16 protein-coding genes are annotated in these 23,966 nt (G+C 64.3%); 9 read left to right on the top strand and 7 right to left on the bottom strand.

Features of this window, described 5'->3' with window-relative positions; genetic code table 11:
- From ACSAMM_RS03315 to ACSAMM_RS03340, 6 genes are all read right to left on the bottom strand, one after another.
- The gene (locus ACSAMM_RS03315; RefSeq protein ID WP_457789746.1) at positions 1 to 2,799 is read right to left on the bottom strand and encodes a cache domain-containing sensor histidine kinase; all 2,799 of its coding nucleotides are present in this window, start codon (positions 2,797 to 2,799) and stop codon (positions 1 to 3) included.
- Positions 2,796 to 4,100, bottom strand: a complete 1,305-nt coding sequence (locus ACSAMM_RS03320; RefSeq protein ID WP_178725295.1) for a helix-turn-helix domain-containing protein — start codon at positions 4,098 to 4,100, stop codon at positions 2,796 to 2,798. The genes ACSAMM_RS03315 and ACSAMM_RS03320 overlap by 4 nt, the downstream gene beginning before the upstream one ends.
- A 334-nt stretch (positions 4,101 to 4,434) precedes the next feature.
- Complete coding sequence (locus ACSAMM_RS03325) at positions 4,435 to 5,334, bottom strand: carbohydrate ABC transporter permease (RefSeq protein ID WP_457789748.1); 900 nt, start codon at positions 5,332 to 5,334, stop codon at positions 4,435 to 4,437.
- Between the two features lie 20 nt (positions 5,335 to 5,354).
- Complete coding sequence (locus ACSAMM_RS03330; protein ID WP_457789750.1) at positions 5,355 to 6,284, bottom strand: carbohydrate ABC transporter permease; 930 nt, start codon at positions 6,282 to 6,284, stop codon at positions 5,355 to 5,357.
- A gap of 55 nt (positions 6,285 to 6,339) precedes the next feature.
- A complete protein-coding gene (locus ACSAMM_RS03335) occupies positions 6,340 to 7,707 on the bottom strand; it encodes an extracellular solute-binding protein (RefSeq protein ID WP_457789752.1) in 1,368 nt (455 codons plus the stop codon).
- Between the two features lie 6 nt (positions 7,708 to 7,713).
- Positions 7,714 to 10,932: a hypothetical protein gene (locus ACSAMM_RS03340; RefSeq protein ID WP_457789754.1), complete on the bottom strand. Its 3,219-nt coding sequence runs from the start codon at positions 10,930 to 10,932 to the stop codon at positions 7,714 to 7,716.
- 256 nt (positions 10,933 to 11,188) lie between these two features.
- On the opposite strand from ACSAMM_RS03340, the gene ACSAMM_RS03345 reads away from it, so the two are divergent.
- On the top strand, positions 11,189 to 13,216 hold the full coding sequence (locus ACSAMM_RS03345) for a glycosyl hydrolase family 28 protein (RefSeq protein ID WP_457789756.1): 2,028 nt from the start codon (positions 11,189 to 11,191) through the stop codon (positions 13,214 to 13,216).
- Positions 13,217 to 13,234: 18 nt separating this feature from the next.
- Complete coding sequence (locus ACSAMM_RS03350; RefSeq protein WP_457789758.1) at positions 13,235 to 15,487, top strand: glycosyl hydrolase family 28 protein; 2,253 nt, start codon at positions 13,235 to 13,237, stop codon at positions 15,485 to 15,487.
- Between the two features lie 164 nt (positions 15,488 to 15,651).
- Here the strand turns inward: ACSAMM_RS03350 and ACSAMM_RS03355 are convergent, their stop codons facing one another.
- Positions 15,652 to 16,533 carry a CAP domain-containing protein gene (locus ACSAMM_RS03355; RefSeq protein ID WP_457789760.1) on the bottom strand — a complete coding sequence of 294 codons (882 nt, stop codon included), beginning with the start codon at positions 16,531 to 16,533 and terminating at the stop codon, positions 15,652 to 15,654.
- Positions 16,534 to 16,844: 311 nt separating this feature from the next.
- On the opposite strand from ACSAMM_RS03355, the gene ACSAMM_RS03360 reads away from it, so the two are divergent.
- From ACSAMM_RS03360 to fabF, 7 genes are all read left to right on the top strand, one after another.
- Positions 16,845 to 17,303: a MarR family winged helix-turn-helix transcriptional regulator gene (locus ACSAMM_RS03360; protein ID WP_457789761.1), complete on the top strand. Its 459-nt coding sequence runs from the start codon at positions 16,845 to 16,847 to the stop codon at positions 17,301 to 17,303.
- A gap of 289 nt (positions 17,304 to 17,592) precedes the next feature.
- Complete coding sequence (locus tag ACSAMM_RS03365) at positions 17,593 to 18,546, top strand: beta-ketoacyl-ACP synthase 3 (RefSeq protein WP_178726137.1); 954 nt, start codon at positions 17,593 to 17,595, stop codon at positions 18,544 to 18,546.
- 45 nt (positions 18,547 to 18,591) lie between these two features.
- Positions 18,592 to 18,852 carry an acyl carrier protein gene (locus ACSAMM_RS03370; RefSeq protein ID WP_457789763.1) on the top strand — a complete coding sequence of 87 codons (261 nt, stop codon included), beginning with the start codon at positions 18,592 to 18,594 and terminating at the stop codon, positions 18,850 to 18,852.
- Positions 18,853 to 18,990: 138 nt separating this feature from the next.
- On the top strand, positions 18,991 to 19,935 hold the full coding sequence (locus ACSAMM_RS03375) for a nitronate monooxygenase (RefSeq protein ID WP_457789765.1): 945 nt from the start codon (positions 18,991 to 18,993) through the stop codon (positions 19,933 to 19,935).
- The gene (locus ACSAMM_RS03380) at positions 19,923 to 20,849 is read left to right on the top strand and encodes an ACP S-malonyltransferase (RefSeq protein WP_457789767.1); all 927 of its coding nucleotides are present in this window, start codon (positions 19,923 to 19,925) and stop codon (positions 20,847 to 20,849) included. Before ACSAMM_RS03375 ends, ACSAMM_RS03380 begins: the two co-directional genes overlap by 13 nt.
- Positions 20,843 to 21,574, top strand: coding sequence for a 3-oxoacyl-[acyl-carrier-protein] reductase (fabG, locus tag ACSAMM_RS03385; protein WP_457789769.1), 732 nt, complete (start codon positions 20,843 to 20,845; stop codon positions 21,572 to 21,574). Before ACSAMM_RS03380 ends, fabG begins: the two co-directional genes overlap by 7 nt.
- A 1,099-nt stretch (positions 21,575 to 22,673) precedes the next feature.
- Positions 22,674 to 23,912, top strand: a complete 1,239-nt coding sequence (fabF, locus tag ACSAMM_RS03390; protein ID WP_457789771.1) for a beta-ketoacyl-ACP synthase II — start codon at positions 22,674 to 22,676, stop codon at positions 23,910 to 23,912.
- The last annotated feature ends 54 nt before the right edge of the window (positions 23,913 to 23,966 follow it).

Genomic DNA, 23,966 nt, shown 5'->3' on the forward strand with positions numbered 1-23,966 from the left:
TCAAGCCGGGGGCGGGGTCAGCGGCAGGCGGATGCGGACCGTGGTGCCCCGCATGGGGCGGCTGTCGATGGTCATGTCCGCGCCTTCGCCCGCGTACAGGCGCAGCCGTGTGTAAATGTTTTTCAGCGCCAGCCCGCTGCGCTTGTCGGCGTCGTCGGGCTGCCGCAGGGACTGCCGGAGCTCCTCCAGCTCCCCGGCCGACATGCCCACCCCGTTGTCGGCAACCTGAAGCTCCAGGCGGTCGTCCCGGCGGACGGCGCTGATGGTGATGAGGCCGCCCGATTGATATTCGTACAGGCCGTGGGTGATGCAGTTCTCCACCAGCGGCTGGAGAATGAGCTTGGGCACCACCGTCAGGCGGGCGTTCTCGTCGATGTTCCAGCGCACGGTGAAGGCGTCGTGCAGGCGATAGCGCTGGATGGTGATGTAGTTTTCCACATAGTCGATTTCCTTTTCCAACTCGATGCGATCCTGGTTGGTCATGCCGTAGCTGAACAGGCGGGATAGGGCGATCAGCATCCGGCAGGCGCTGTCTTTGTCCCCGTTTTGGATCTGCATGTGGATGTTTTCCAGGGTGTTGCGGAAAAAGTGGGAGGCGATTTGCTGCCGCAGGCTTTCCAGCTCGGCCTGGGTTTGCAGGGTGGTCAGCCGCTGCTCGATGGTTTTTTTCTCCACCATGCTGTCCATCAGGCTGTTGAGCTGGCCGATGACCTGGTTGTAGGTATCCACCAGGCGGCTGAGCTCATCCTTTTTCGTATAGGGGACGAAGCCGCGGCAGCCGTTTTCGATGACCCGGCCCAGATCCTGCTCGATGGCCCGCAGGGGCTGGCTCATCCAGCGGGCCAGACGCAGGGACAGGAGCAGCAGCAGCCCCAGCAGGACGGCCAGCAGCAGGGCGTCCTGCAAAAGGGCCGCCGTCGCCACGCTCATCAGGTCGTCGGTGCGCTGAAAGACCGCCAGCATCCAGTCGGTGGTGTCCACGGCGCGGGTGTTGAGGAGGTACCCCCGCCCGCCGACATGCAGCGACAGGCTTTCCCCGGGCCGCAGGGCATTCTCCTCCAGGACTTTGGCAAAGCCGTCGGCCCCGCTGTTGTACACCAGCTGGCGGTCGCTTCGCCGGAACACCAGGAAGCCGACCGTCTGCCGGGTGCTGATCTCCTGGAAATAGCTCTGGTTATACACCATTTGCAGGTAGCCCGCCACCTTGCCCTGCGGGTCGTACAGCTTTTGCACGGCCGCCACGGCGGGCTGCTTGTACAAATTGGCGCACAGCAGCAGGCCGGCGTCCCCCTCCAGCGCCCGCACCTGCGCCAGGGCGTCGGGCTGATCCAGCAGGCTGAAGCGGCTCAGCTGGCTTTCGGCGCTCTCCTCGTCCAGGTAGAGGGACTGGTATTTGGCGTGGCCCTCCACGTCCTGCAGGGCCAGATACGCCACGTTGAACATCCCCAGGGGATAGCGGTTGATATAGGAATTGAGCTCCAGCGCCCGCTCCCGGTAGTCGCCGGATTCCAGGCTGTCGATGGACAGGGCCGCCGCCTCGGCAAAATCGGGCTTGCCGGAGATCATCTTAAGGATGCTCTCGCTGATGGCCAGGCTGTCGTCCAGCGCGCCCTGCAGGGCGGCGGCGTGCAGGGCGGCGACGCCGGTCAGCCGGGAGGCCAGCATGCGGTTGGTCAGCAGGGAGGACAGCAGCCCCAGGCAGACGGCGGGCAGCAGCAGCCCGACGGCGAACAGACGGAAAATGCGCCGATACAGGGGCCGGCCGGTGAACAGCGCCGGATCGTCGGCAGGGATCGGCTCGAAATCGTCGCTGCTCATGGAAGCGCGGATGCGGTCGGTCAGCCGGTCGAAGGGGGCGAGGATCCGCCGCGCCATGCGGTTGACCGCGGCCACGGCCACGGCGAGCAGAAGCAGCGACGCCCCGAGATAGACCGCCGCAAAGAGCAAGTACGCGCGGGGCTCGGCCCGGCGGGCGTAATACAGGCGCAGCTTGGTATCCGCCAGGGGGAGGCTGCCGTCCAGGAGCACCGGTTCCTCCCCGGCCCGCGCCCGGGCTATCCACTCGCCGGTTTGCCAGAGGATCCGCCCGTCGCCGGCGCACAGGGCCGCCCCGTCGGTTTCCCAGGGAAAGGCCTGATGGAGGCGGTCGAAGACCTGGCTGTCCAGCACGAGGATGACGCCGTACCGTTCCCGCGGCAGAACATAGCAGTACCGGCCGGACAGATAGCCCAGCCACTCCTCCACGGCCTTCTTCTGCGCCGGATACCGCTCGAAATAGGGGCGGGCCAGCACCTCCTCCACCGCGTCGTCCTGAATATAGACAAGCGTGCCGTCCCCCAGCAGCAGATCCGCCAGCCCGGAGCGCAGCCAGCTGTCGGTGGCGGGGATCTCCACGGGAATTTCCCGCCGGGAGGCCGTCTCGTACAGATAACCGGCTTGGTTCTCATTTTCCCCGACGAAGCAGACGCTTTGGATGCTCTCGGTATCCAGGGCCGTGCCGTGCAGGTAGTCCTCGAAGGCGGCCTTCAGCGCCCGGGTGTCCTCCTCGGGGCGCAGACGGGCCAGGGAGGTCAAATAGCGGGTGGTTTCCTTCCCGCACAGGAAGTCCGCCGTGCCGCTGAAATACGCCAGCTGCTTTTCCAGGCGGGAGGACAGGTTTTCCTGCACCAGATCCCGCTGCTCCGCCGCCGTTTTCAGCAGGGAGGCGTGCAGCAGAAACAGCCCGGCCAACCCAATGGCCAGGCTGCTCACCGCCAGGGCCGCCAGGGTGACGGCCATCCATTTTTTTCGATGCGTCATTCCGAGCCTCCCTGCCGCCGGTAGGCGTTGGGCGTCATGCCGAACGCCCGCTTGAACACCTCGGAGAAGTATTTGGGGCTGTCGTACCCCACCATCCCGACGATGTCGCAGACGCGGCGGTTGGTCTCCCGCAGCAGGCGGCAGGCCTCCCGCAGCCGGTAATCGGTCAGATATTTCACAAAATTCTGCCCGGTTTCCACCTTGAAGACGTGGCTGAGATAGGACTGGCTGACGAACACGCTTTCCGCCGCCGACTGGAGGGTGATGGGGTTCTGGTAGTTATCCCGGATGTATTCCTTGACCATGCGGATGAGGTGGGCGTGGCCGCCCGCTCCCTCCTCCTCCGGCTCCGGCCCCTCCTCGCCGGCGGCCGCGGGGCAGGCGCACAGCTCCCCGGCGGAGAACAGCCGCACCGCGTCGTCTCCGGCCCGGGCCAGCCATCCGTCCAGCAGCGCCGTGCAGGAGGCGATGCGGTGCCGGTCGTCCACCAGGGCGGCCGCCGCGGACAGGGGACAGCGGAACACGCCCCGCAGCTTGTACAGCCGGCCGCGGATGGCCTGGGCCAGCTGACGCTGCTCCTCCTCCGAGGGCGGGACGTCGAAGCCCCGCAGGTAATAACAGGCGGCATTTTCACCGATGGCGAAGCAGGCCGCGCCGTCCCCGCAGAAATCCTCCATGGCGTTCTGGAAGGAGAAGGCCGCCAGCTCCCTGTCCGCGTCGGGCAGGCTATCCATGTCGTCCGGGCGGACGGCGCAAAGGAAGTACCAGGGGCTGTCGAGGAACAGCTCGCAGTACACGCTGATTTCCTCCATGCGCTCGTCGCTCATGTTCTCGCGGAACAGGCTGGTCGTCCATTCCCGCCGCAGGGCGAGGGTTTTCATCCGGTTCACCCGCTCCAGCTCGGCCACCCGCTTCTGCTCGGCCTTTTCCTTGTCGAGGATGTCCGTCACGGCGGCAAAGGTCTTTTTTAAGGCCTCCTCGGTGAAGGGCTTGAGCACGTAGTCCACCGTGCCGCAGCGCAGGCAGGTGCGGATGTATTCAAAATCGTCGTAGGCGGTCAGGGCCACCGTTTTGATGGCGGGGAAGCGGCGGCCCACGTCCTGGATAAGCTCCAGCCCCGACACGATGGGCATGCTGATGTCGGTCAGCAGGATGTCCACCGGGTTTTCATAGATATATTTGGCGGCCTCCGCGCCGTTTTTGCAGGCGGCGGCCACCTCGATGCCCATCGCGGCCCAATCCAGCTTGCACAGGCCCTCCCGGATATAGAATTCGTCGTCGGCAATGACCAGGCGATACATAAAAAACCTCCCCCATGTAGTGCCTTCATTGTACCATATTTCCACAGCAAACGACAGCCGCCGGATGGATTTCGGCGGCGCAGCTTGTCGAAAAAGACCGGCATACGCCGGCCATTTACGCCAAGCTGAACAAAAGTGGAGAAAATCATTCGATTTTCTCCACTTTTGACGCCTGCGGGCGGGTCGATTGTCGTCGGACGCGAACGTCCGACAGCCGAGGAGGGAACCCTGACGTGTTCCCAGCACGACGCGTACGTCGTGCCGCACACTCCCCCTCCCTCCGATAGACTTTCTCGACAGTCTCAGCCGCCGGGTAAGGCTGTCAGTTTTTGGGTTATCCCTTCAGGCCGGTGGTGACCACGCCCTGCACGATATGCTTCTGGGTGAAGAAGAAGCCGATGATGGGCGGGATGGTCATCAGGATGGCCGCGGCGTTGATCAGCGGCTCGTACACCATGCCGGGAGGGGCCCCGGGCATGGAATAGGACACCGAGCCGAACAGGGCCATGGCCAGAGGATATTTCTCGGGAGAGAAATACATAAAGGGGGTCATATAGTCGCCCCAGGCCCCCTGGAACGCGCCGATGGCCACGATGATGATGACCGGCTTGGCCGCCGGGGCGAAGATGCGGAAAATGGTCTGCAGGGTGCCCGCGCCGTCGATTTTGGCGGCCTCCTCCAGCTCCTTGGGCATGGCGGAGAAGAACTGCTTGAACAAAAAGATGTTGTAAGCGCCGCCGCCGATGTTGCCGAGAACGTAGATGAAGAAGGTGTCGGTGATGCCCAGGACGTTATACAGGATGTACTGGGGGATCATGGTGACAATGCCGGGGATCATCATGGTGGACAGCACGATGACGAACATCACGTCCTTGCCCCGCGCCCGCAGCCGGGCGAAGGCGTAGCCGATGACCATGTTGATGATGGTGCACATGGGCACCACGATGGCCACGATGATCAGGGAGTTGAGCAGGTACTTGAAGAAGGGGATCAGGGTGACGGCGTAATAATAGTTTTCCCAGTGGAACTCCGAGGGGATGATCTGGCTGAGCCCCACCGAGGCGGTCAAGGGCTTGAGGGAATTCATCAGCGTCAGGAAAAAGGGGAAGGCGAAGGTGACGCCGAACAGAATGATGACGACATACAGGAGAGCGCGGAGCAGGCCGCTCTTCCATTTGATTCGTTTTTTTACCTTGGGCCGTTCCTTGAGCACGGCCGATTCTCCGCTTGGCATGGAAAGTATCTCCTCTCCCGTTATAAATCGTAATTGACCCACCGCTTGCTGGATTTGAGCACCAGCAGGGTGAAGACCAGGATGATGACCACGATGACCCAGGACAGCGCCAGCCCGTAGCCGAACCGCTGGGAGCCGAACACCTGCTGGTAGATATGGACGAGATACAGGTAGTTGTCCTTGAACGGGACGGCCAGCAGCCCGGTGCCGGAGGTGGCCAGCATGACCGGCTGGGCGTACATCTGCAGGTTGCCGATGATGGCCAGCAGCAGGTTGAACAGCAGAATGGGGGTGAACAGCGGGATGGTGATGCGGAACAGCTTGGTGAAGAAGCGGGCCCCGTCGATAGAGGCGGATTCATACAGCTCGTTCGGGATATTCTTGAGGCCCGCGATGTTGATGAGGATGCCGCCGCCGGCCCCCCACAGGCACATGATGATCAGGGACGCGGAGCACATCTCCGGCCCAAGCCAGAACACCGGCTCGATGCCGAACATCCCCAGGACGGCGTTGAGCATGCCGCGATCCCGGCTGAACAGGATCTTCCACATCAGGCCGGCGGCCACGAAGGGCACCACCGACGGCAGGTAGTAGATGGTGCGGAAGCCGCCCTGGAACTTGACGTTCTGAATCAGCATCATGGCCAGGATGAAGGCCAGGATCATGGTCAGGGGGATGATGATGAGGCTCAGCTCCAGGGTGCGCAGCAGGGAATGCATGGCCTCGCTGTCGTTGAACACCTTCTGGTAATTGGACAGGCCCACCCACTTGGCGGTGTCCAGGTTGAAGCCGGAATAGTTGGTGAAGCTCAGAAACAGGCCCATGCCCATCGGGAAAACGGACAGGAACACAAACGACAGCATGAAGGGGGAGATGAGGGCGTAAAAGGTGCGCTCCTCCTTCTTCTTCAGCGGGGATACTTTGACTTTTTCCTTATGTGAGACGCGCATGGCAGTCAGGCCTTTCCGCGCCCGCCCCCCTGATTGCCGAGGGGCGGGCGGCTTGTCATTTCAGGCTTTTGGCGGTTTCCATACCCTCCTGGATGAGGATGTCGGTTTCCTTTTGCAGCTTCTCAAGCGACTCGTCCAGGGTTTCGATTTCGTACAGGGCGGGCTGGAGGAAGCGGGTGATGACCGATTCGTAGTTGAAGCTGAGATAGGGGTTGGGCTGGATGTAAATCAGGTTTTCCAGATCCTTTTCCGCGACCTCGGCGATCTGTTTTTCAAACGCCGTGTCCCGGGGGATATACTGCTTCAGGGATTTGAACACCGGCATGCCCCAGCCGCTCTGGGCCCGGATTTTCGCCGGCTCGCCCGCGAAATACCATTCGAACACCCGGAACGCCTCGTCCGGATGCTTGGTCTTGCTGTAGATGATGCCGCCGGTGGCGAAGGTGGAGGCGGTGGCTTTTTTGCCGCCCTCCGGGTAGAGGGAGGGAACCATGATCACGTCGTCCAGATCGTCCTTGATGTTGGCGTCCTGCTTGAAGACCGAGCCTTCCCAGAAGCCCCACAGCTCCATGGCGATTTTCTTGTCCGAGAAAATGCCCACGCCGGTGACGTCCATGAGGGAGGAGGGGATCTGCATCTTCATTTTGGCGTCCATCCAGACCTTGACCGCCGCCTTGACCTGTGGATCCGTCCAGCGCGAGTGGGAGAAATCGTCGCTCCACAGGCTGAGATCCAGGGCGGCCAGGTGATAGAGGAACATGCCGTAGTCGAGAATTTGATTGGGCATCAGGGCGTTGAAGAGGCCGAGCTGGGTGATGCGGCCGCTGCTGTCCTTCTGGTTCAGCTTGCCCGACAGTTCGAACGCCTGCTCGAAGGTCATGGGCTCGGTGGTGCTGGGCACCGGGATGCCGGCTTTCTCGAACACCGATTTGTTGACGAACATGGCCAGGTCGTTGCTCCAGTCCTTGGGAAGCCCGTAGAAGGAGCCTTTGCCGATGTTTTTGCCGTCGAAGCGGTAGGTGTTGCAGATGTCCTCCATGTCGTCGGCGCGGATGAGGCTGCTTTTGGAAAAGTAGTCGTCGAGATTCAGGGCGATGCCCTTGACCACGTAGCCGCTGAGCTGCTGGGCGCCGAGGATGCGCAAAATATCGGGGGCCGTGCCCGCCGCAAGGCCGGACATCAGCTTCTGCTCGTCGTCGGAGGGGGATTCGAACTGGATTTTGATGTCGGGATTGTCCTTTTCAAACTGCTGGGCCGCTTCGGTCATCAGCTTGTTATCCATGGAAATCCGCACCACCACCGGCTCGCCGTCTTTTGGGCTGTCTCCGCCGGTTTCCCCGCCGCCCTGGCGGCAGCCGCCAAGGGGCAGGAGGGTCAGGGTGATGGCGGCCGCCGCCGCCAGGGCTGTCCATTGCTTTTTCACGCCGTATTACCGGTCCTTTCTTTCACGCCGTTTGTGTCCGCCCCGCGCCGCGAGGAGCAGGCCCGCGCCCGCGGCCGCCAGGGCCAGGGGCAGCGCCGCCGCGGCCGCGCCGGTGTCGGGGCTGCCGCCGTCCTCCGGGGCGCTGCTGTCGCCGGGATCTTCGGGCTGCTCGGGCTCGTCGTACCGGATGGTGATCGGCCAGACGACCTCGTCGCCCTGGTTGTCGCCGCCCACCTTGCCGATATCCGCCACGAAGCTGATGAGGTCGCCCTCCTCCACCTGGAGGCCGGTGATGGCCGGCACCGCCACGCGGTTGCCGCCGGCGTCGTCCAGCAGGAAGGCCGCGCCGTCGCCGGGCCAGAGCTGCTGGTTCCGGTTGAGGATGATGGACAGGCCCGTTCCGTCCCCGCCGCCGGCGCGCACCGCCTCGGTGGACAGGATGTTCAGGGTGCCCGCCCGGGGCGCGACGAAGGTGAGAATGGCGTTCTGGTCGGCGCCCGGCCGCATGGGCAGAGCCCCTTCCTTCTTCAGCACCAGGGCGTGGGCGGCTTCGTCCAGCTGCCGGTTGCCCTGATACAGGCCGAGGTCGGTGGTCTTTTTCACCATGTCGCCGAACACGCCGGAGTACAGCTCGCTCCTGCCGGCGATGTCTTCATATTCGTATTTCCACACAATGCCCAGGGCCGGATTCTCCAGCGTGGGGGAGTGGAATTCCATGGCCTTTTTCTGTTCCTCGATGTCGGTGGGATCCTTGTCGTCCTCCGCCGACTTGGTGTAGGTCACCGCCGCCGGCCACATCACCGCGTCGCACCAGTTGTTGGCCTCGCCCATATCCACCACGAACCGGACGGTGGTGTCCATGTTCACCGCGATGTCCGGGATTTCGGGGATGGTCAGGGTGTTGTGGTTGGCGTTGGAGACCAGGGCGGTTTCCCCCTCGGCGGGCCAGACCTGCCTGCCGTCCACCAGGATGCGCAGCGCCGCCCCGTCCCCGTCGCAGGAAGCGACGCCGCCGTACCGCTTGACGGTGGCCTGGGGAATCTTGATGACGCCCTCCTTGGGGGCGATGAAGGTGATGGCGGCGTTCTGGGTGTTGCCGGGCTGGATGGGATAGGTGAGATAGCCGTCCTTTTTCTCGGTGAAGAAGAGGGCCTGGGCGTGGAGGGCGGCGCTGAAATCCGCCGCCTTGTCGGTGCCGTAGGCCAGCCGGTCGCCGTTGAGATCCACCGTCATGGGCGTGAACGTCCCGGTGGCCGCGCCGTCCTCGGCGCGGGTCTCGTATTCGAACAGCCACACGTCGGGCCATTTCAGCTCGCCCTCGCCGGGGGCCTTGTATTCCGCCGCCTCAAAGGCGCTGTTGTCGTCCTCGCCGGGGTCGGGCGGGGTGGGTTCGGAGATGATCGGATCCTCCACCTTGTCCGCCGCGTCGGCGCGGCTGCCGGTATAGGTCACGCTGGCGGGCCAGTCGATGTCGTCGCACCACTCGTTGCCGCCGGTCGGGCCGAGATCCACGATGAAGCGCAGGGCGTCGCCCTCCTCCACCTCGACGGCCTCGATGGCCGGGACGGTGAAGCGGTTGCCCATGCTGGCGTCCACCAGCTGGTGCTCGGCGTCCGCCGGCCAGATTTTCTGATCGTTGAGATAGATGGACAGACCCGCGCCGTCGTTGGCGTCTTGTGCGCCGCCGTGGCGGGTAACCGCGGTCTCGGGCAGCGACACCTGGCCGTAGCCGGGGGCGATAAAGGTCAGCACCGCGTTCTGCTCGGCGTTGGGCTGCAGCTTATAGGACGCCTTCTCGAACACCAGCTTGGCGCCCCAGGTCGCGCCCTGGCCCAGGTAGTAGGGCCCGCCCTCGGTGACGGTGTCCTGCTTGGCCATGAGGGAGAACACGCCGGAATGGGGGGCGCTGCCCGCGGCGAAGGTTTCCGCCTCGTAGACCCAGCGGGTGCCGAGGCCGTACTGCGCGCCGTATTTGGGCGCGGTATAGGTCTGCGTGCCGATGGGGCCGAGATCCGCTTCGCTGGTCAGGGTCAGGCTCACCGGCCAAAGCAGGTTGTCGCCCCAATTGTTGGCGCCGCCCACGTCGGCCACGAAACGGATTTTGCTCCCCTCCTCCACGGCGATGTCGGCCAGGGCGGGGACGCTGACCGGCGCGCTGCCGGCGATTTTGTGGTCGCTGTCGGTGGGCCAGAGCTTGGTGGTGTCTTTATAGATCGCCACGCCCACGCCGTCCCAGGCATCGTTCCAGTTGGGCATGGAGGCGGTGGAGGCGGCGATGGACACGGTCCCCGCCTTAGGGACGACAAAGGTACGCACCGCGTTTTCCTCCACATTGGGACACAGCAGATAATCGTCGTCCCACGGGGAACCGGCCTTGGCCTTGTAGGTGGGGGCGCTGCCCAGATAGGTGCCGTCGGCCTGCTTGGTCATGGGGGCGAAATTGCCGGAGAAGTAGCTGCCCACCGGCACGGTTTCCCCTTCGTACAGCCACAGGGTGTCCTGCCCGTCCGGGTGGCTCGGTGTGGGGGAGGCGTAGGTCTTACTCTCCGTCGGCCGGCCGCCCTTTTCATAGGACAGGGACAGCGTGACCGGCCAGATGACGGTGTCGCCCCACTGGGTGCCGCCCACCCGGCCGATGTCCACCACAAAGCGGAGCTTGTCGCCAGCCTCGACGGCGATGTCCGGCAGGGCGGGGACGGTCACCGGCGTGTCGGTGACCACCGGGTTATCGCCCTCGGCGGGCCATATCCGCTCGCCGTCCTTGTAAACCGACAGCCCCGCCCCGTCGAAGTCGGCGGGGTTCCAGCCGTCCAGCCGGGCGGCGGTTTCGGCGACGCTTATCGTCCCGGCCCGCGGGGCGGCGAAGGTCAGCACCGCGTTTTCCTCGATGGTGGCCGCCATGGGGTAGGCGGCCTTGTTCTGGCTTTCGTTGACGCGGATGGTGGCCTTGTTGCCGGCCTCGCCGACATAGTTGCCGTTCGCATCCTTGGTCATGGCTATGTACTGGCCGCTGGTCAGGCTTTGCGAGGACTGGATTTTCTCCGCCTCATACAGCCACACGGTGCCCAGCCCCGTTTCGTTGCCGTGCCGGGGCGAGGCATAGGTCTCGGTGACGGTGCGGGACGCGGCCCGCGCCCGGGGGACGGGCTGTACGGCGGCCGCGCCGCCTCCGGCGATGAGCGCCGCCAGCGCGCCGGCCAGCAGGCGTTTTCCTGGGATTTCCATATCGCTCCTCCTCACAATGGTGTAAAATGAAAGAACCGGCTTGCTTTTCGTGGAAACTGTCCGGTTTTGCTCTGGTTTCATTATAGAGCATAGGCATTCTGTCCAGCAACGCCCAATTTTTTACGCTTTCTTCCGAATATTTGCTGTCCCCTTCCGCCGAGACAAAAATGTGGAATAAATCTAAAATAAATGGCAATTGTATTTGCCGACTGTGCAATATATAATGAAAACCAGCAGGACACAGGGGGGAGGCGTGATGTCGCTGACAACAAGACAAAAAGGCGTCGGCTTGGCGGCGGCGGTGGTGGCCGCCGGCCTGCTGACGGCAGGAGGGATTTGGATGTTTTCTGGCGGGGGTCAGCTGGTGACCTATCCCATCGCGCCCGAGGCGGAGGCGCTGCGCAACACCGCCTATCGCATCGAGGCGCGGCCGCTCCGTGGGGAGTGGCGGGAGCTGGACGTGTACAACGTCAAAATCGATCCGGATTTTCAGCAGAACAGCAGCGATGACGACCCGGTCATCGACAGCCCGATGGTGCTGTTCGATTTCACCGGCGGGGTGCAGGTGCGGGTGCGGCGGGCGGACGGCGGGCCTATCTCGTCCGCCCAGGCCCATCCGGCCTCGAAAAAGCTGCCGCTGAAGATGGAGGACGGGACGGCCGTCCTCACCCTGCGCCAGCCCGGGAAGGTCACCCTTTCCCTGGACGGCGACCGGCAGCGGATGGTGTATATCATGGCCGGGACGCCGGAGGAAGCGCCCGCGCCGGACGACCCGAACGTCGTGCGCCTGGGGCCGGGGGTGCACACCTTCCCCGAAACCGGCACCGAGGGGATGAAGGGCGGCATCCGGGACGCCGCCGTCTATACCCGGGCGCTGACCGCCGGGGAGCTGGAGGAATACGGCCGGGGAGAGCTGCCGGAGGGCCCGGACGCCTGGTGGCCGCTGGCGGAGGATTTCGCCGACAAGGCGGGCGATAAGGACGGGCGGCCGGTCGGGAACCCCTCGATCGCCGCCGATTACGGCCCGCCCGCCCTGTGCCTGGACGGCCACGACGACGCGGTGCCCACCGGCTACGCCCTCCAGACGGGGGAGAACGCCTACACGCTGACGGCTCGGATATACCTTGACCCCGCGCGGCCGGGGGTGGAAAACGTGGTGTTCAGCGGCCTGCTCGCCGTGCGGTCGGACGGGGTGCTCTACACCAACCTGGGCAGCTGGGAATACCCCTTTTTCTCCACGGACAAGGTGCCCATGGGGGCCTGGACGGACGTGGCCCTGGTCAAGCAGGGGATGGAGCTGACCTTCTACATAAACGGCCGGGCGGCGGGAACCGAGCAGCGGGCCCTGCCCAAAACCGCGGCCAGCCTCCTGCTGGGGGCGGGCGGCGTGTCCCACGATTTCTGCCTCATGGACAACCAGACCCTGTACCTGGAGCCCGGCGCGGTGGTCAAGGGGCGGATCCTCGCCTACGGCGTGAAGAACGCCGCGGTGCGGGGCCGGGGCGTCGTTTGGCAGTCGCCGGGCCAGTCCATCGTCAGCCTCTACGCCGAGAACCTGCGGGTGGAGGGGATCACCATCCTCGACCCCCGCTCCATGTGCAGCCATTTGTGCGAGTCGGACGGGGTGACCTTCACCGACGTGCGGATGTTCAGCCGCCTGGGGGCCACCGACGGCGTGCACATCAAGGCCTCGCGCAACGTCGCGGTGGAGGACTGCTTCATCCGCTCCAACGACGACTGCATCGCGGTCTATGCCTCCTTCACCCATTACACGGGCAACGCGGAGAACATCGCCGTGCGGCGCTGCACCCTGATAAACGACGCGGCCCACGCCATATACGGCGGCATCCACGCCGCGCCGGGCGGGCAGGACGTTATCCGAGGCCTCACCTTTGAGGATATCGACGTGCTGGACAGCAAGGCGGGCTACAGCGACTATCAGGGCGTGCTGGCCCTGAACGCCGCCAACGACGTGACCATCGACACCGTGCTGTTCTCGGACATCCGCGTCGAGGATTTCCAGAAGAACCAGCTGTTCAACCTGCGGGTGTGGAACAACCCGGATTACTGCAAATCCAGCGGCCGCGCCATCCGGAACGTCACCTTCCGGGACATTGCCTATACCGGGGACAACGCGCTGATGTCCGTCATCCACGGGGACGGGCCGGAGCGGCAGGTGGAGGGCGTGACCTTCGAGAGGGTCGTGCTCAACGGCCGGCGGGTGACCGGGCCGGGCAGCGACTTCCTCATCGGCAACTACACCAAGGATATCCGGTTCCAATAAAGAAAGGATGAAAGCCCTATGAAGCAGTCCATGCGCGCCCTGCGGGCGGTCACGGCCATGCTGCTGGCCGCCGCCCTGACCGGGAGCCTGTCCGCCTGCCGCCGGGAAGAAACGCCGGTCAGCGCGCCGGAATCCGGCGCGGCCTCCGGCCAGGAGACAAGCGGATCCGGCGATTCCACCACCGGCAGCGCCCCGGCCACCGAAATCGTCACTGACGCGAGCGGCGGCACCATGGTGGTGACCGTGCCCGGCGGCGGGGACAAAACCAACCCCTCCGGCGGCACCAAGGCCACCAGCGGGAGCACGGCGGTGTCCGCGCCCCCGGCGCTGACCCTGTACGCCGCGCCGGCCAGCCTGCCCGCCGGGCTGAAAAACACCGATTACACCTTCCAGGTCAAGGGGGGCGGCAAGGACTGGCAGAAGGTGGCGGCCTACAACGTCAAGGTTGACCCGGAGCTGCCGGCCAACACCCGGGTGGTGGACGGCAAGGGCAACACCATCGAGCCCAAGGTGCAGAACAGCCCGCTCATCAGCTTCGATTTGTCGGGCCGGGCGGAGGTGTCCATCACCAAGAACCGGGGCACCTTCAACGCCTCCGCCGTCAAGGTCTACCCCGAGTCCCTGGGCATCAAGCCCACGGTCAGCGGCAACAAGCTGACCTTCGCCATGAACGGCGCGCAGAAGCTGGCGGTGTCCCTGGACGGCACCAAGACCAACATGGCCTATATCATGGCCAACGACCCCGTGTCCAAGCCCAAGGCGCAGAAGACCTTCCCCGCCGGGGTGACCACCCTGCCCGAGGTGGGCTTCGGCGTGTGGAACGGCACCATCCGGAACGTGTATCTGTATAAGATGGCCCTGCCGGAGGCGCTGATTACCCAGCTGAAGGACACCGACACCGTGCCCATGGACGGCAAGCCGGTGCTGCTGAAAAAATACGCCGAGACCATGACCTTCGACGGCCTGGACGATTACAAGGACATGGATTACCTGTACAACGCCTCCGGCCAGTTCTCCATTTCCGCCAAGGTGACCCTGAAGGCGGGCAGCGACGCCACGCCCATGCAACGGGGCATCCTGATGGAGGGGCTGTACCGCCGGTCGGACGGCACCCTGGCCTCCAACATCGGCGGCTGGGAGACCCCCTATGTGACCAAGGAAAAGCTCCCCGCCGACGGCAAGGAGCACCATGTCGCCCTGGTCAAGGACGGGCAGAAAATCACCGTGTACATCGACGGCAAGGCCTGCACCGCCCAGAACGGCAGCGACAAACGGCCCAGCGACACCCAGAGCGTGCAGATTTGGACGGTCATCGGCGCGGGCCAGATCGTCAACGGCTATTACCCGAAAAGCGGCGAGACGGTGTATCTGGAGCCGGGCGCCGTGGTGCGGGGCAGCCTGCTGGTCTGCGGCGTCAAGAACGTGAAAATCGCCGGGCGGGGCATGGTGGACATCGGCACCGTCACCAACGACGTGATCGCCGGAGGCTTCAACTTCAACACCCAGCGGGGCGTGATCATCGCCGGATCGGACGGCGTGACGGTGGACGGGATCACCTTCAGCAACGCCTATTCCTTCTCGGTCAGCCTGCAGGAGAGCAAAAACGTCACGCTGCATAACCTGAAAATCTTCAGCCATTACGGGGCCACCGACGGGGTGAACATCAAGGCGAGCAGCGGCGTGACCATCACCGACAGCTTCATCCGCTCCAACGACGACTGCATTTCCGTCTATGCCTCGAGCAGCGGGGCCATCGGCAATTCCTCCGGCGTCACCGCCAAGGGCTGCACCCTGCTGTCCGACTCGGCCCACGCCGTGTTTACCGGCATCCACGCCGATCCCGGCCGGAACGAGACCATCTCCGATCTCACCTTCCAGAATATCGACGTCATCGACAGCCGCACCCCGGGGGATCCCTATTACGGGGTGCTGGGCGTCAACGCAGGGGACAATGTCACCGTCAAAAACGTGGTGTTCGACGGCGTCCGGATTTCCGGCGTGAGCAATCAGCAGCTGTTCAACGTGCGGGTGATGATGAACGCCGCCTACAACAGCCAGCCCGGCAAGGCGGTGGAGAACGTCGTGTTCAAGAACATCGCCTACACCGGCGCGGCCCCGCTGAAATCCGGCCTGTCCGGCTACGACGGGGGCCGCCAGGTCAAGGGCGTGACCTTCGAAAACGTGGTCATCGGCGGGGCGAAGCTGACCGCCGGCAACGCCTCCTCCTACCTGGCCGTCGGCTCCCAGGTCACCGGCCTGCAGTACAAATAAACACGCATAAAAAAACGCACGGACTTAAGGTGCGCACCTTTTAGAAGAAATGGCTCAGCGGAATCTGTTCCGCTGAGCCATTTCTTGCGAAGCGGCGAAAACCAGTTTGGATCCTCCGCTAATGATGCGCCGCTTTGAAGCCGTGCGTTTTTTATGCTCTCGTGTCAGCCAATGAACAGCTGCACCCAGTGGAGGGTGCCGGAGGCGCTGCGGTAGACGCCCACGCCGATGGCGGTGTACTGGGCGTTGAGGATGTTGGCCCGGTGGCCGGAGCTGTTCATCCAGCCCTCCATGACCTGCTCGGCGCTGCGCTGCCCGTAGGCGATGTTCTCGCCGGCGGCGCGGTAGGAGGCGCCCTGCTCCTTCAGGGCGGTGCTGAAGGAGCTGCCGTTCGGCCGGGTGTGGGAGAAGGCGCCTTCGATTTCCCGGGCCCGCACATTGGCCGCGGCGGCGGCCGCCTGGTTGACGCTCAGGCTTTTCAGGCCGGCCTTGGCCCGCTCTTGGTTGACCAGCTTCACCACCGCGTCGGCGTAGCCGGACAGGCTGCCGTCAGCCGGCGGCTTGGTGGGGGCGGCGGTGGAACGGGTGGTTTTCGCCGTCGAGGTGGTGGTGGGCCGCCTGGTGGTGGAGGCGGGGGCGGAGGGTTTGGCGGCGGGGGACTGGGTGCGGCTCGGGCTGGTCGCGGGCCGGGAGGCCGCCGTCGTGGAGGAAGAGCGGGAGGCGGAGGCTTCCGGCTGCCGCTCCGGTGCCCGGCTGGCGGAGGAGGCGCTGCTCTTGGCGCTGGCGGACGCGTCCGGCGCGGCCTCCGTGCGCGGGGCGGCCTGTCCGGCCTCCTCCTGCGGGAGGACGCCGGCGTTCTCCTCGGGCGGGAGGCTTTCCGTCTCGCCGCCCGTCTCCTCCGTCTGGGAGGCGGCGGAACTCGCCGCTTGGCCTTGCGCCGCGGAGGAAGCGGTTTCCTTGGCCGGGCCGGCGCAGCCCGCCAGGGTTATCGACAGGGCCGCCAGCACGGCGGTCAAAGCAAACATCGATAGGTTCTTGTTTTTCATCCGAATCATCCTTTCCGGCCGCCAAGGGGCGGCTCGTCGTGTGATTGTGGCTGCCATAAGCTGGATGAAATGCAGCTTTGTGACAATCTCATGGTACCATGGCCCGGACGAAAAAGGAACCGGTAAATCCCGGAAAAAGAGCGAAACCCCGCGGTTTTCCTCGGTTTTTATGGAAGTGTGTCGATGGATTTCACAATCTGTTCATGGATTTTTTCTTGACAAATGCAAAAGATTCCATTAGAATATCAAATAGTTTGAACTTCAAATAGATAGGCTGTCAAAGCAATTCCGGTGAGAGGGGCAAGGGAACGATGGAAGGCTTCAGCGGCGCACTGGACGACATACTGGTCAGTATCTACCGCAATGTCCTGCGGCTGGAAAAGCAGATGCTCAAGCGCAGCCGGCAAACCACCCTGTCGGTCAGCGAGGTGCACCTCATCCTCTGCCTGGGGGATGCCAAGGGCGATGGCTGCACGGTCACCGAGCTGGCCCGCTCCTTAGGCATCACGGTATCCTCGGCCACCATCGCGGTCAGCAAGCTGATTCAAAAGGGCTTTGTGCGCAAGGTGCGCAGCCAGAAGGACAGCCGCATCGTGCGGGTGTACCTGACCGAGACGGGCAAGGGTGTGGACACCTACAACCGCATCTGCCGCCGGCAGCTGGTGGATGAAATCAGCCGGGGCCTGTCGGACGAGGAGAAGAAATACGTCCTGCTGGTCATCCGGCGGCTTAACGAGTATTTCGCCAAAACCATCGGCGACGAGTTATAAGGTGAGGGGGAGCGAACAACCTCCGATTTTTGGGAGAGCGAGCGCCCACAGCGGCGTTGGCCTCTCTTGCCATGCGACAGCATGGCGCGATCGGCCGCCTTGCTGTGAACCCCCGCTCGGTCCCAAAAATTCTTTGACCTCAGCCTGCGTATTTTGTCATTCGGCAAGGCAGAGGACGACGGTGGGCTGGCGCCCACCTAGGACGATAACGCGGCAGAATGGCAAAATACACCGGCTGAGGCGGGGGGGTTCGCTCCCCCTCACCTTAACCTGGGAGGAAGAATCGAGTATGAGTTTTGCAGTCATGGGCACAGGGAGCTACGTGCCGCCGCGGGTGGTGACCAACGAGGAGCTGTCCCAGTTTGTGGACACCACCGACGAATGGATCACCCAGCGGGTGGGGGTGAAGCAGCGGTATGTCTGCACCACCGAGACGGCGGCGGACCTGGGGGCCGAGGCGGCCCGGCGGGCCCTGGAAAACAGCGGGGTGAAGCCGGAGGAGCTGGATCTCATCCTGGCGGCCACGGTCAGCAACGAGGACGTCAGCCCCAGCCTCGCCTGCATGATTCAGCATCATCTCGGGGCGACCTGCCCCGCCTACGATATCAACGCGGCCTGCCCGGCCTTCATTTTCCTGCTGGAGACGGCGGCGGGGTATTTCGCCCGGAAAAAAGTGAAAAAGGTGCTGCTGGTGGGCGCCGAGCGGATGAGCCGCATCATGGACTGGGAGGACCGCAGCACCTGCGTCATCTTCGGGGACGGCGCGGGCGCGGTGGTCCTCGGGGAAGGGGACAACTACCTGACCTCCAAGCTGTACTCCCGCGGCGGGGACGACGTGATCAAAATCCCCCAGTTCATCGGCAAATCCCCCTTTTACGAGCGGGAGCCCATGAAGCCCTACATCCACATGAAGGGGCAGGAGACTTTCAAATTCGCCGTGAACGCCATGTGCGCCGACGTGCGGGACGTGATGGCCGAGGCGGGCATGACCGGCGAGGACGTCGCCTGGGTGGTGCCCCATCAGGCCAACGTGCGCATCATCCATATGGCCCGCAAAAAGCTGGATATTCCCGACGAGCGGTTCTTCATCAACATCGACCGGTACGGCAACATGTCGGCGGCCTGCATCCCGCTGGCCCTTGACGAGCTCAACCGGGGCGGGCTGCTGCACCGGGGGGACAATCTGGTGCTCTGCGGCTTCGGCGGCGGGCTGTCCAGCGCGGCGTGCGTGCTGCGGTGGTAGCCCATAGAGGACATAAAACCTGAGCAGCAAAGGGCCATTCCCTTTTTGCTATATACAAATAAAAATCATCGGAGGAACACGAATATGGTATTCGAAAAAGTCGCGGAAATGCTGGCCAATCATCTGAGCATCGAGCAGGATTCCATCAAGATGGAGACTACCTTTGAAGAGCTGGGCGTCGATTCCCTGGACACCGTCGAAATGGTGATGGACCTTGAGGAAAGCCTGGGCATCGAGCTGGAGCTGGAGAAAAAGGTGGAGTCCGTCGGGGAACTGGTGGCCATCATCGAGGAGAAAATGGGCTAATCCCATTTCCCACAATACCATGCGGCCACGAGGGGGACGTTTCTGACGTTCGCCTCTTGGCTGCATATTTTGCACCTTTTTCCGGTGAAACACCCCCTTTTATCACCATATTTGGCATAGAAATGGAGCGGATGCAGGTTGATACACACACCGATTTGCGACATGCTGGGGATCGAATATCCCATTTTCCAGGGCGGCATGGCCTGGATTGCCGACGGGAAGCTGGCGGCCGCCGTGTCGAACGGCGGCGGGCTGGGCATCATCTCGGCCATGAACGCGGGCGGCGATTACCTCCGGGAGCAGATCCGCATCTGCCGGGAGCTGACCGACAAGCCCTTCGGCGTCAACGTGATGCTGATGAGCCCCCACGTGGAGGAAGTGGCCGCGCTGCTGGCGGAGGAGAAGGTGCCGGTGATCACCACCGGCGCGGGCAACCCCTCCAAATACATGAAAAGCTGGCTGGCGGCGGGCATCCGGGTCATCCCGGTGGTGGCCTCGGTGGCCATGGCGCGGCTGGTGGCCCGGGCGGGCGCGGCGGCGGTCATCGCCGAGGGCGGCGAATCGGGCGGCCATGTGGGCGAGCTGACCACCATCGTGCTCACCCCCCAAATCGTGGACGCGGTGGACATTCCGGTCATCGCGGCCGGCGGCATCGGGGACGGGCGCGGCGTGGCCGCGGCCCTGCTGCTGGGGGCCGTGGGGGTGCAGCTGGGCACCCGGTTCCTGGTGGCCGAGGAGTGCGGCGTGCATGAAAATTACAAGAAAAAGGTGCTGGCGGCGAACGATATCGCCACCATGACCACCGGCAAGCGGCTGGGCCATCCGGTGCGCAGCCTGAAGAACCCCTTCTCCCGCGCCTATCTCAAGGCGGAATACAGCGGCATCTCGGACGAGGAGCTGGAGGCCATGGGAACCGGCTCCCTCTACCGGGCGGCCGTGGAGGGGGACGAGAAGACCGGCTCCTTCCTGGCCGGGCAGATCGCGGCCATTGTGAATAAGGAGCAGCCGGCGGCGGAGATTATCCGGGAAATCTTCGAGGAAGCCGAAACGGTGCTGAACGGAGCGAAAAAATGGGTAAAATAGCCTTGGTGTTCGCGGGCCAGGGGGCCCAGTATCCCGGCATGGGAAAATCCCTGTACGAGGTAAGCGCCGCCGCCCGGGCGGTGTTCGACCTGGCGGAGCGGCTGCGGCCCGGCACCCTTGCCCAGTGCTTCGAGGGCACAAAGGAGGAGCTGACCGTCACCCGCAACACCCAGCCCTGCTTGTACTGCGTGGATTTGGCGGCGGCGTGCGCCCTGCGGGAGGCGGGGGTGGCCCCCGCGGCCCTGGCGGGCTTCTCCCTGGGGGAGATAGCGGCCCTGACCTTTTCCGGCGCGGTCAGCCCGGAGGACGGCTTTTCCATCGTCTGCGCCCGGGGGGAGGCCATGCAGGCCGCCGCCGAGCAGACCGACGCGGCCATGGTGGCGGTGGTCAAGCTGGACAACGCCACGGTGGAGGGCCTGTGCGCCCGGTTCCGCCGGGTGTACCCGGTCAACTACAACTGCCCGGGGCAGCTGGTGGTGGCGGGCGCGCGGGAGGAGCTGGAGCCCTTCAAGGCCGCGGTGAAGGAGGCGGGCGGCAAGGCCCTGCCCCTCGCGGTGGGCGGCGGCTTCCATTCCCCCTTTATGGAGGGGGCGGCCGAGGCGTTCGCCGGGGTGCTGGCGCGCTTCGCCATGAAGGATCCGGCCCTGCCCCTGTACGCCAACGCCACGGCGCGGCCCTACGAGGGCGACTATCGCGCCCTGCTCGTCCGGCAGATGAAAAGCCCGGTGCGCTGGCAGGGGACGGTGGAGGCCATGCTGGCGGCGGGGATCGACACGTTCATTGAGGTGGGGCCGGGCAAGACCCTGTGCGGCCTCATCAAAAAAACCGCCCCCCAGGCGGCCGTGCTCCAGGTGGAGGACGCGGACAGCCTGGCCGCGGCGGTGACAGCCTGCAAAGGAGAGGGAACATGCTGAAAGGGAAAACGGCCCTGGTGACCGGCGGGTCCCGGGGCATCGGGCGGGCCATCGCCCTGAAGCTGGCGGAAAACGGGGCGGACGTGGCCATCGTCTACGCCGGGCGGCAGGACGCGGCGGAGGAAACCCGCCGGGACATCGAGGCCCTGGGCGTGAAGGCCGCGGCCTACCAGTGCGACGCGGCGGATTTCGACGCGGTCAAGGCGGTGGTGGCCGCCGTGGGCAAGGAGCTCGGCGGGGTGGATATTCTGGTCAACAACGCCGGGGTGACCCGGGACGGCCTGGTGTTCTCCATGAAGGAGGAGGACTTCGACAAGGTGGTGGACACCAACCTGAAGGGCTGCTTCAACTTCATCAAGCACTGCTATCCCGGCTTCGTGCGCAAGCGGGCGGGGAAGATCCTCAACATCAGCTCGGTCTGCGGCATCATGGGCAACGCGGGGCAGGCCAACTATTCCGCCTCCAAGGCGGGGGTCATCGGCCTGACCAAGGCGGTGGCCCGGGAGCTGGCCGGGCGGGGGATCTGCTGCAACGCCATCGCCCCCGGCCTCATCGAGACCGACATGACCGAGGCGTTGGATAAAACGGCGCTGCTGTCCTCCATCCCGCTGGGACGGGCGGGGAAGCCGGAGGATGTGGCGGCGCTGGCCCTGTTCCTGGCCGGGCCGGGAGGGGATTATATCACCGGCGAGGTGATCCGGGTCGACGGCGGCATGGCGATATAACCCTATCGGGTTCCCCGATTGCCCTGCCGGGCAATATAACCCTATCGGGTTTTATGCAGGTATGCGGGGTAGTACCCCGCGTCCCTCTCGCGGCTGTGAGCCGCCCGCACCCCTTCTTTTCTTTTTCTAGAAAAAGAAAAGAAGGGGGAGAAAAGAAAAAGCCTTATGCAACCTTTTCGGCGGGGGAGACCCACTCTCTGCCTCGCGGCAACCCCTGTGTCGCTGCGGGCTTCGCCCTTTTATAAAAAGGAATAAAAACTTTTAGCGCTCGTGTCGCCGCCGGTACGCCCGCTAGTTGCCGCGGCAGCCCGTTCTGCTTTCTGCCAGCCCCGCCTCGCGTCTGCGTAACCACACGCACCGAAAAGTCGGGCGACCAACTCCCCTGGGGCTCCTCTGCATGAGGAGTACCAAGAGACTAGGGTGGACGCTCTGCCCCTGCCGGTCTCGTCGGCTTAGGCCGCCGAGCCCATACGAGGATCCGTAAAAGGTAGCCGCAAGCGGGGAGGGATTATCTTATTTTGATTGATAGGGCTCGCCGTCCTAAGACGGGGAGACCACACTTGATTGTACAATTTGGGTGATCGCTCAAGTATACTACGCGCGTCAGCGCGTTCGTAGCGCGGGAAAAGGACACGCGTCCCGGTAGATAGGCGCTGTTGCGCACTATAGCGCCTTTAGGCGCGAGCGCAATTTTAAATTGATAGGACAGGAAAGATTCGACGTGTTCTTTTCCTGCGCGTCTGTTGGTTAAGGCTTTTTCTTTTCTCCCCCTTCTTTTCTTTTTCCGAAAAAAGAAAAGAAGGGGTGCGGGCGGCTCACAGCCGCAATCAGCCCGCGGGGTGGTACCCCGCATACCAACGCTCAACCCGATAGGGCATAGCGCCCGCTGCAAGAAGCGAAGATTCCCCTAGCGGGGCCCGGGGCAGCGCCCCGGAGGGCGAACATGGCCCTCCTGAGGGGCGTGCGGGGCAGTCCCCCGCATACCAACCCCAAGCCCGATAGAGCAAACCGACACAGGAAACGATTCAACAGGACTTGCCCCATAATCAAAGAAACCGAACGCAACCACTGTGATGGATAAAGATAGGTGACAAAAGCTATGGAAACGAGACGCGTGGTAATTACCGGGATGGGGGCGCTGACCCCTGTCGGCAACAACGTCCCCGCCTTCTGGGAGGGCCTGCTGGCTGGGAGGAACGGCATCGGGCCGGTGACCCGGTTCGACACGGCCGAGTATAAGGCCAAGCTGGCCGCCGAGGTCAAGGGCTTCGACCCCGAAACCGTGCTGGAGAAGCCGGAAATCCGCAAAACCGACCGCTTTGTTCAGTACGCCCTGGCGGCGGCCAAGGAGGCCATGGCCGACAGCGGCATCATCGGGCAGGTGGCCCCCGAACGGCTGGGCGTCTACTTCGGCTCCGGCATCGGCGGGTTCGAGACCTTCGACAGCGAGCACACCAAGCTCATCGAAAAGGGACCCCGGCGGGTGTCCCCCCATTTCATCCCCATGATGATCGCCAACATCGCGGCGGGCACCATCGCCATCAAGTACGGGGCCACCGGCCCCTGCCTGCCGGTGACCACCGCCTGCGCCACCGGCACCAACGCCGTGGGCGAGGCCTTCCGGGCCGTCCGATACGGCTACGCCGACGCCATCCTGGCGGGGGGCAGCGAGGCGGCCATCACCCCCATGGGCTTCGCCGGGTTCATCAACTGCATGGCCCTGAGCACCAGCGAGGATCCCGAGGCCGCGTCCATCCCGTTTGACAAGCGGCGGGGCGGCTTTGTCATGGGCGAGGGGGCGGGCGCCCTCCTCCTCGAGGAATACGAGCACGCCAAGGCCCGCGGGGCCAAGATTTACGCGGAGATCAGCGGCTACGGCTGCACCTGTGACGCGTATCACGTGACGGCCCCCCATCCGGAGGCGGAGGGCGGCGCGCGGGCCATCCGCCTGGCCGTGGAGGAAACCGGGAAAACGCCGGACGCGGCCCGGGTGTACATCAACGCCCACGGCACCAGCACCCCCCTCAACGACAAGGCGGAAACCGCCGCCATCAAGAAGGTCTTCGGCGCGGACGCTTACCGGGTGCTGGTCAGCTCCACCAAATCCATGACCGGCCATATGCTGGGCGCGGCGGGGGCGGTGGAGGCCATCGCGGCGGTGCTGGCCCTGCGGGACGGCGTCGCGCCGCCCACCATCGGGTATCAGGAGCCGGATCCGGACTGCGACCTCGACTATGTGCCCAACCAGGCCCGCGAGGCCGCGCTGGACATGGCGCTGTCGGTGTCCCTGGGCTTCGGCGGGCACAACGCCTGCGTCGCCTTTACGAAAGCGGAATAAAGCCCCCGGCGGGGGCCGAAATTCCGCAGGAATTTTCAGTGGGGGGAAATTTGT

The sequence above is a fragment of the Anaeromassilibacillus sp. SJQ-5 genome, from assembly GCF_054108045.1.

What these genes read in the sequence shown, in the direction of transcription:
- ACSAMM_RS03315 (WP_457789746.1), bottom strand. Translation starts at nt 2,799, where the DNA reads ATGACGCATCGAAAAAAATGGATGGCCGTCACCCTGGCGGCCCTGGCG.
- ACSAMM_RS03320 (WP_178725295.1), bottom strand. Translation starts at nt 4,100, where the DNA reads ATGTATCGCCTGGTCATTGCCGACGACGAATTCTATATCCGGGAGGGC.
- ACSAMM_RS03325 (WP_457789748.1), bottom strand. Translation starts at nt 5,334, where the DNA reads ATGCCAAGCGGAGAATCGGCCGTGCTCAAGGAACGGCCCAAGGTAAAA.
- ACSAMM_RS03330 (WP_457789750.1), bottom strand. Translation starts at nt 6,284, where the DNA reads ATGCGCGTCTCACATAAGGAAAAAGTCAAAGTATCCCCGCTGAAGAAG.
- ACSAMM_RS03340 (WP_457789754.1), bottom strand. Translation starts at nt 10,932, where the DNA reads ATGGAAATCCCAGGAAAACGCCTGCTGGCCGGCGCGCTGGCGGCGCTC.
- ACSAMM_RS03345 (WP_457789756.1), top strand. Translation starts at nt 11,189, where the DNA reads ATGTCGCTGACAACAAGACAAAAAGGCGTCGGCTTGGCGGCGGCGGTG.
- ACSAMM_RS03350 (WP_457789758.1), top strand. Translation starts at nt 13,235, where the DNA reads ATGAAGCAGTCCATGCGCGCCCTGCGGGCGGTCACGGCCATGCTGCTG.
- ACSAMM_RS03355 (WP_457789760.1), bottom strand. Translation starts at nt 16,533, where the DNA reads ATGAAAAACAAGAACCTATCGATGTTTGCTTTGACCGCCGTGCTGGCG.
- ACSAMM_RS03360 (WP_457789761.1), top strand. Translation starts at nt 16,845, where the DNA reads ATGGAAGGCTTCAGCGGCGCACTGGACGACATACTGGTCAGTATCTAC.
- ACSAMM_RS03365 (WP_178726137.1), top strand. Translation starts at nt 17,593, where the DNA reads ATGAGTTTTGCAGTCATGGGCACAGGGAGCTACGTGCCGCCGCGGGTG.
- ACSAMM_RS03380 (WP_457789767.1), top strand. Translation starts at nt 19,923, where the DNA reads ATGGGTAAAATAGCCTTGGTGTTCGCGGGCCAGGGGGCCCAGTATCCC.
- fabG (WP_457789769.1), top strand. Translation starts at nt 20,843, where the DNA reads ATGCTGAAAGGGAAAACGGCCCTGGTGACCGGCGGGTCCCGGGGCATC.
- fabF (WP_457789771.1), top strand. Translation starts at nt 22,674, where the DNA reads ATGGAAACGAGACGCGTGGTAATTACCGGGATGGGGGCGCTGACCCCT.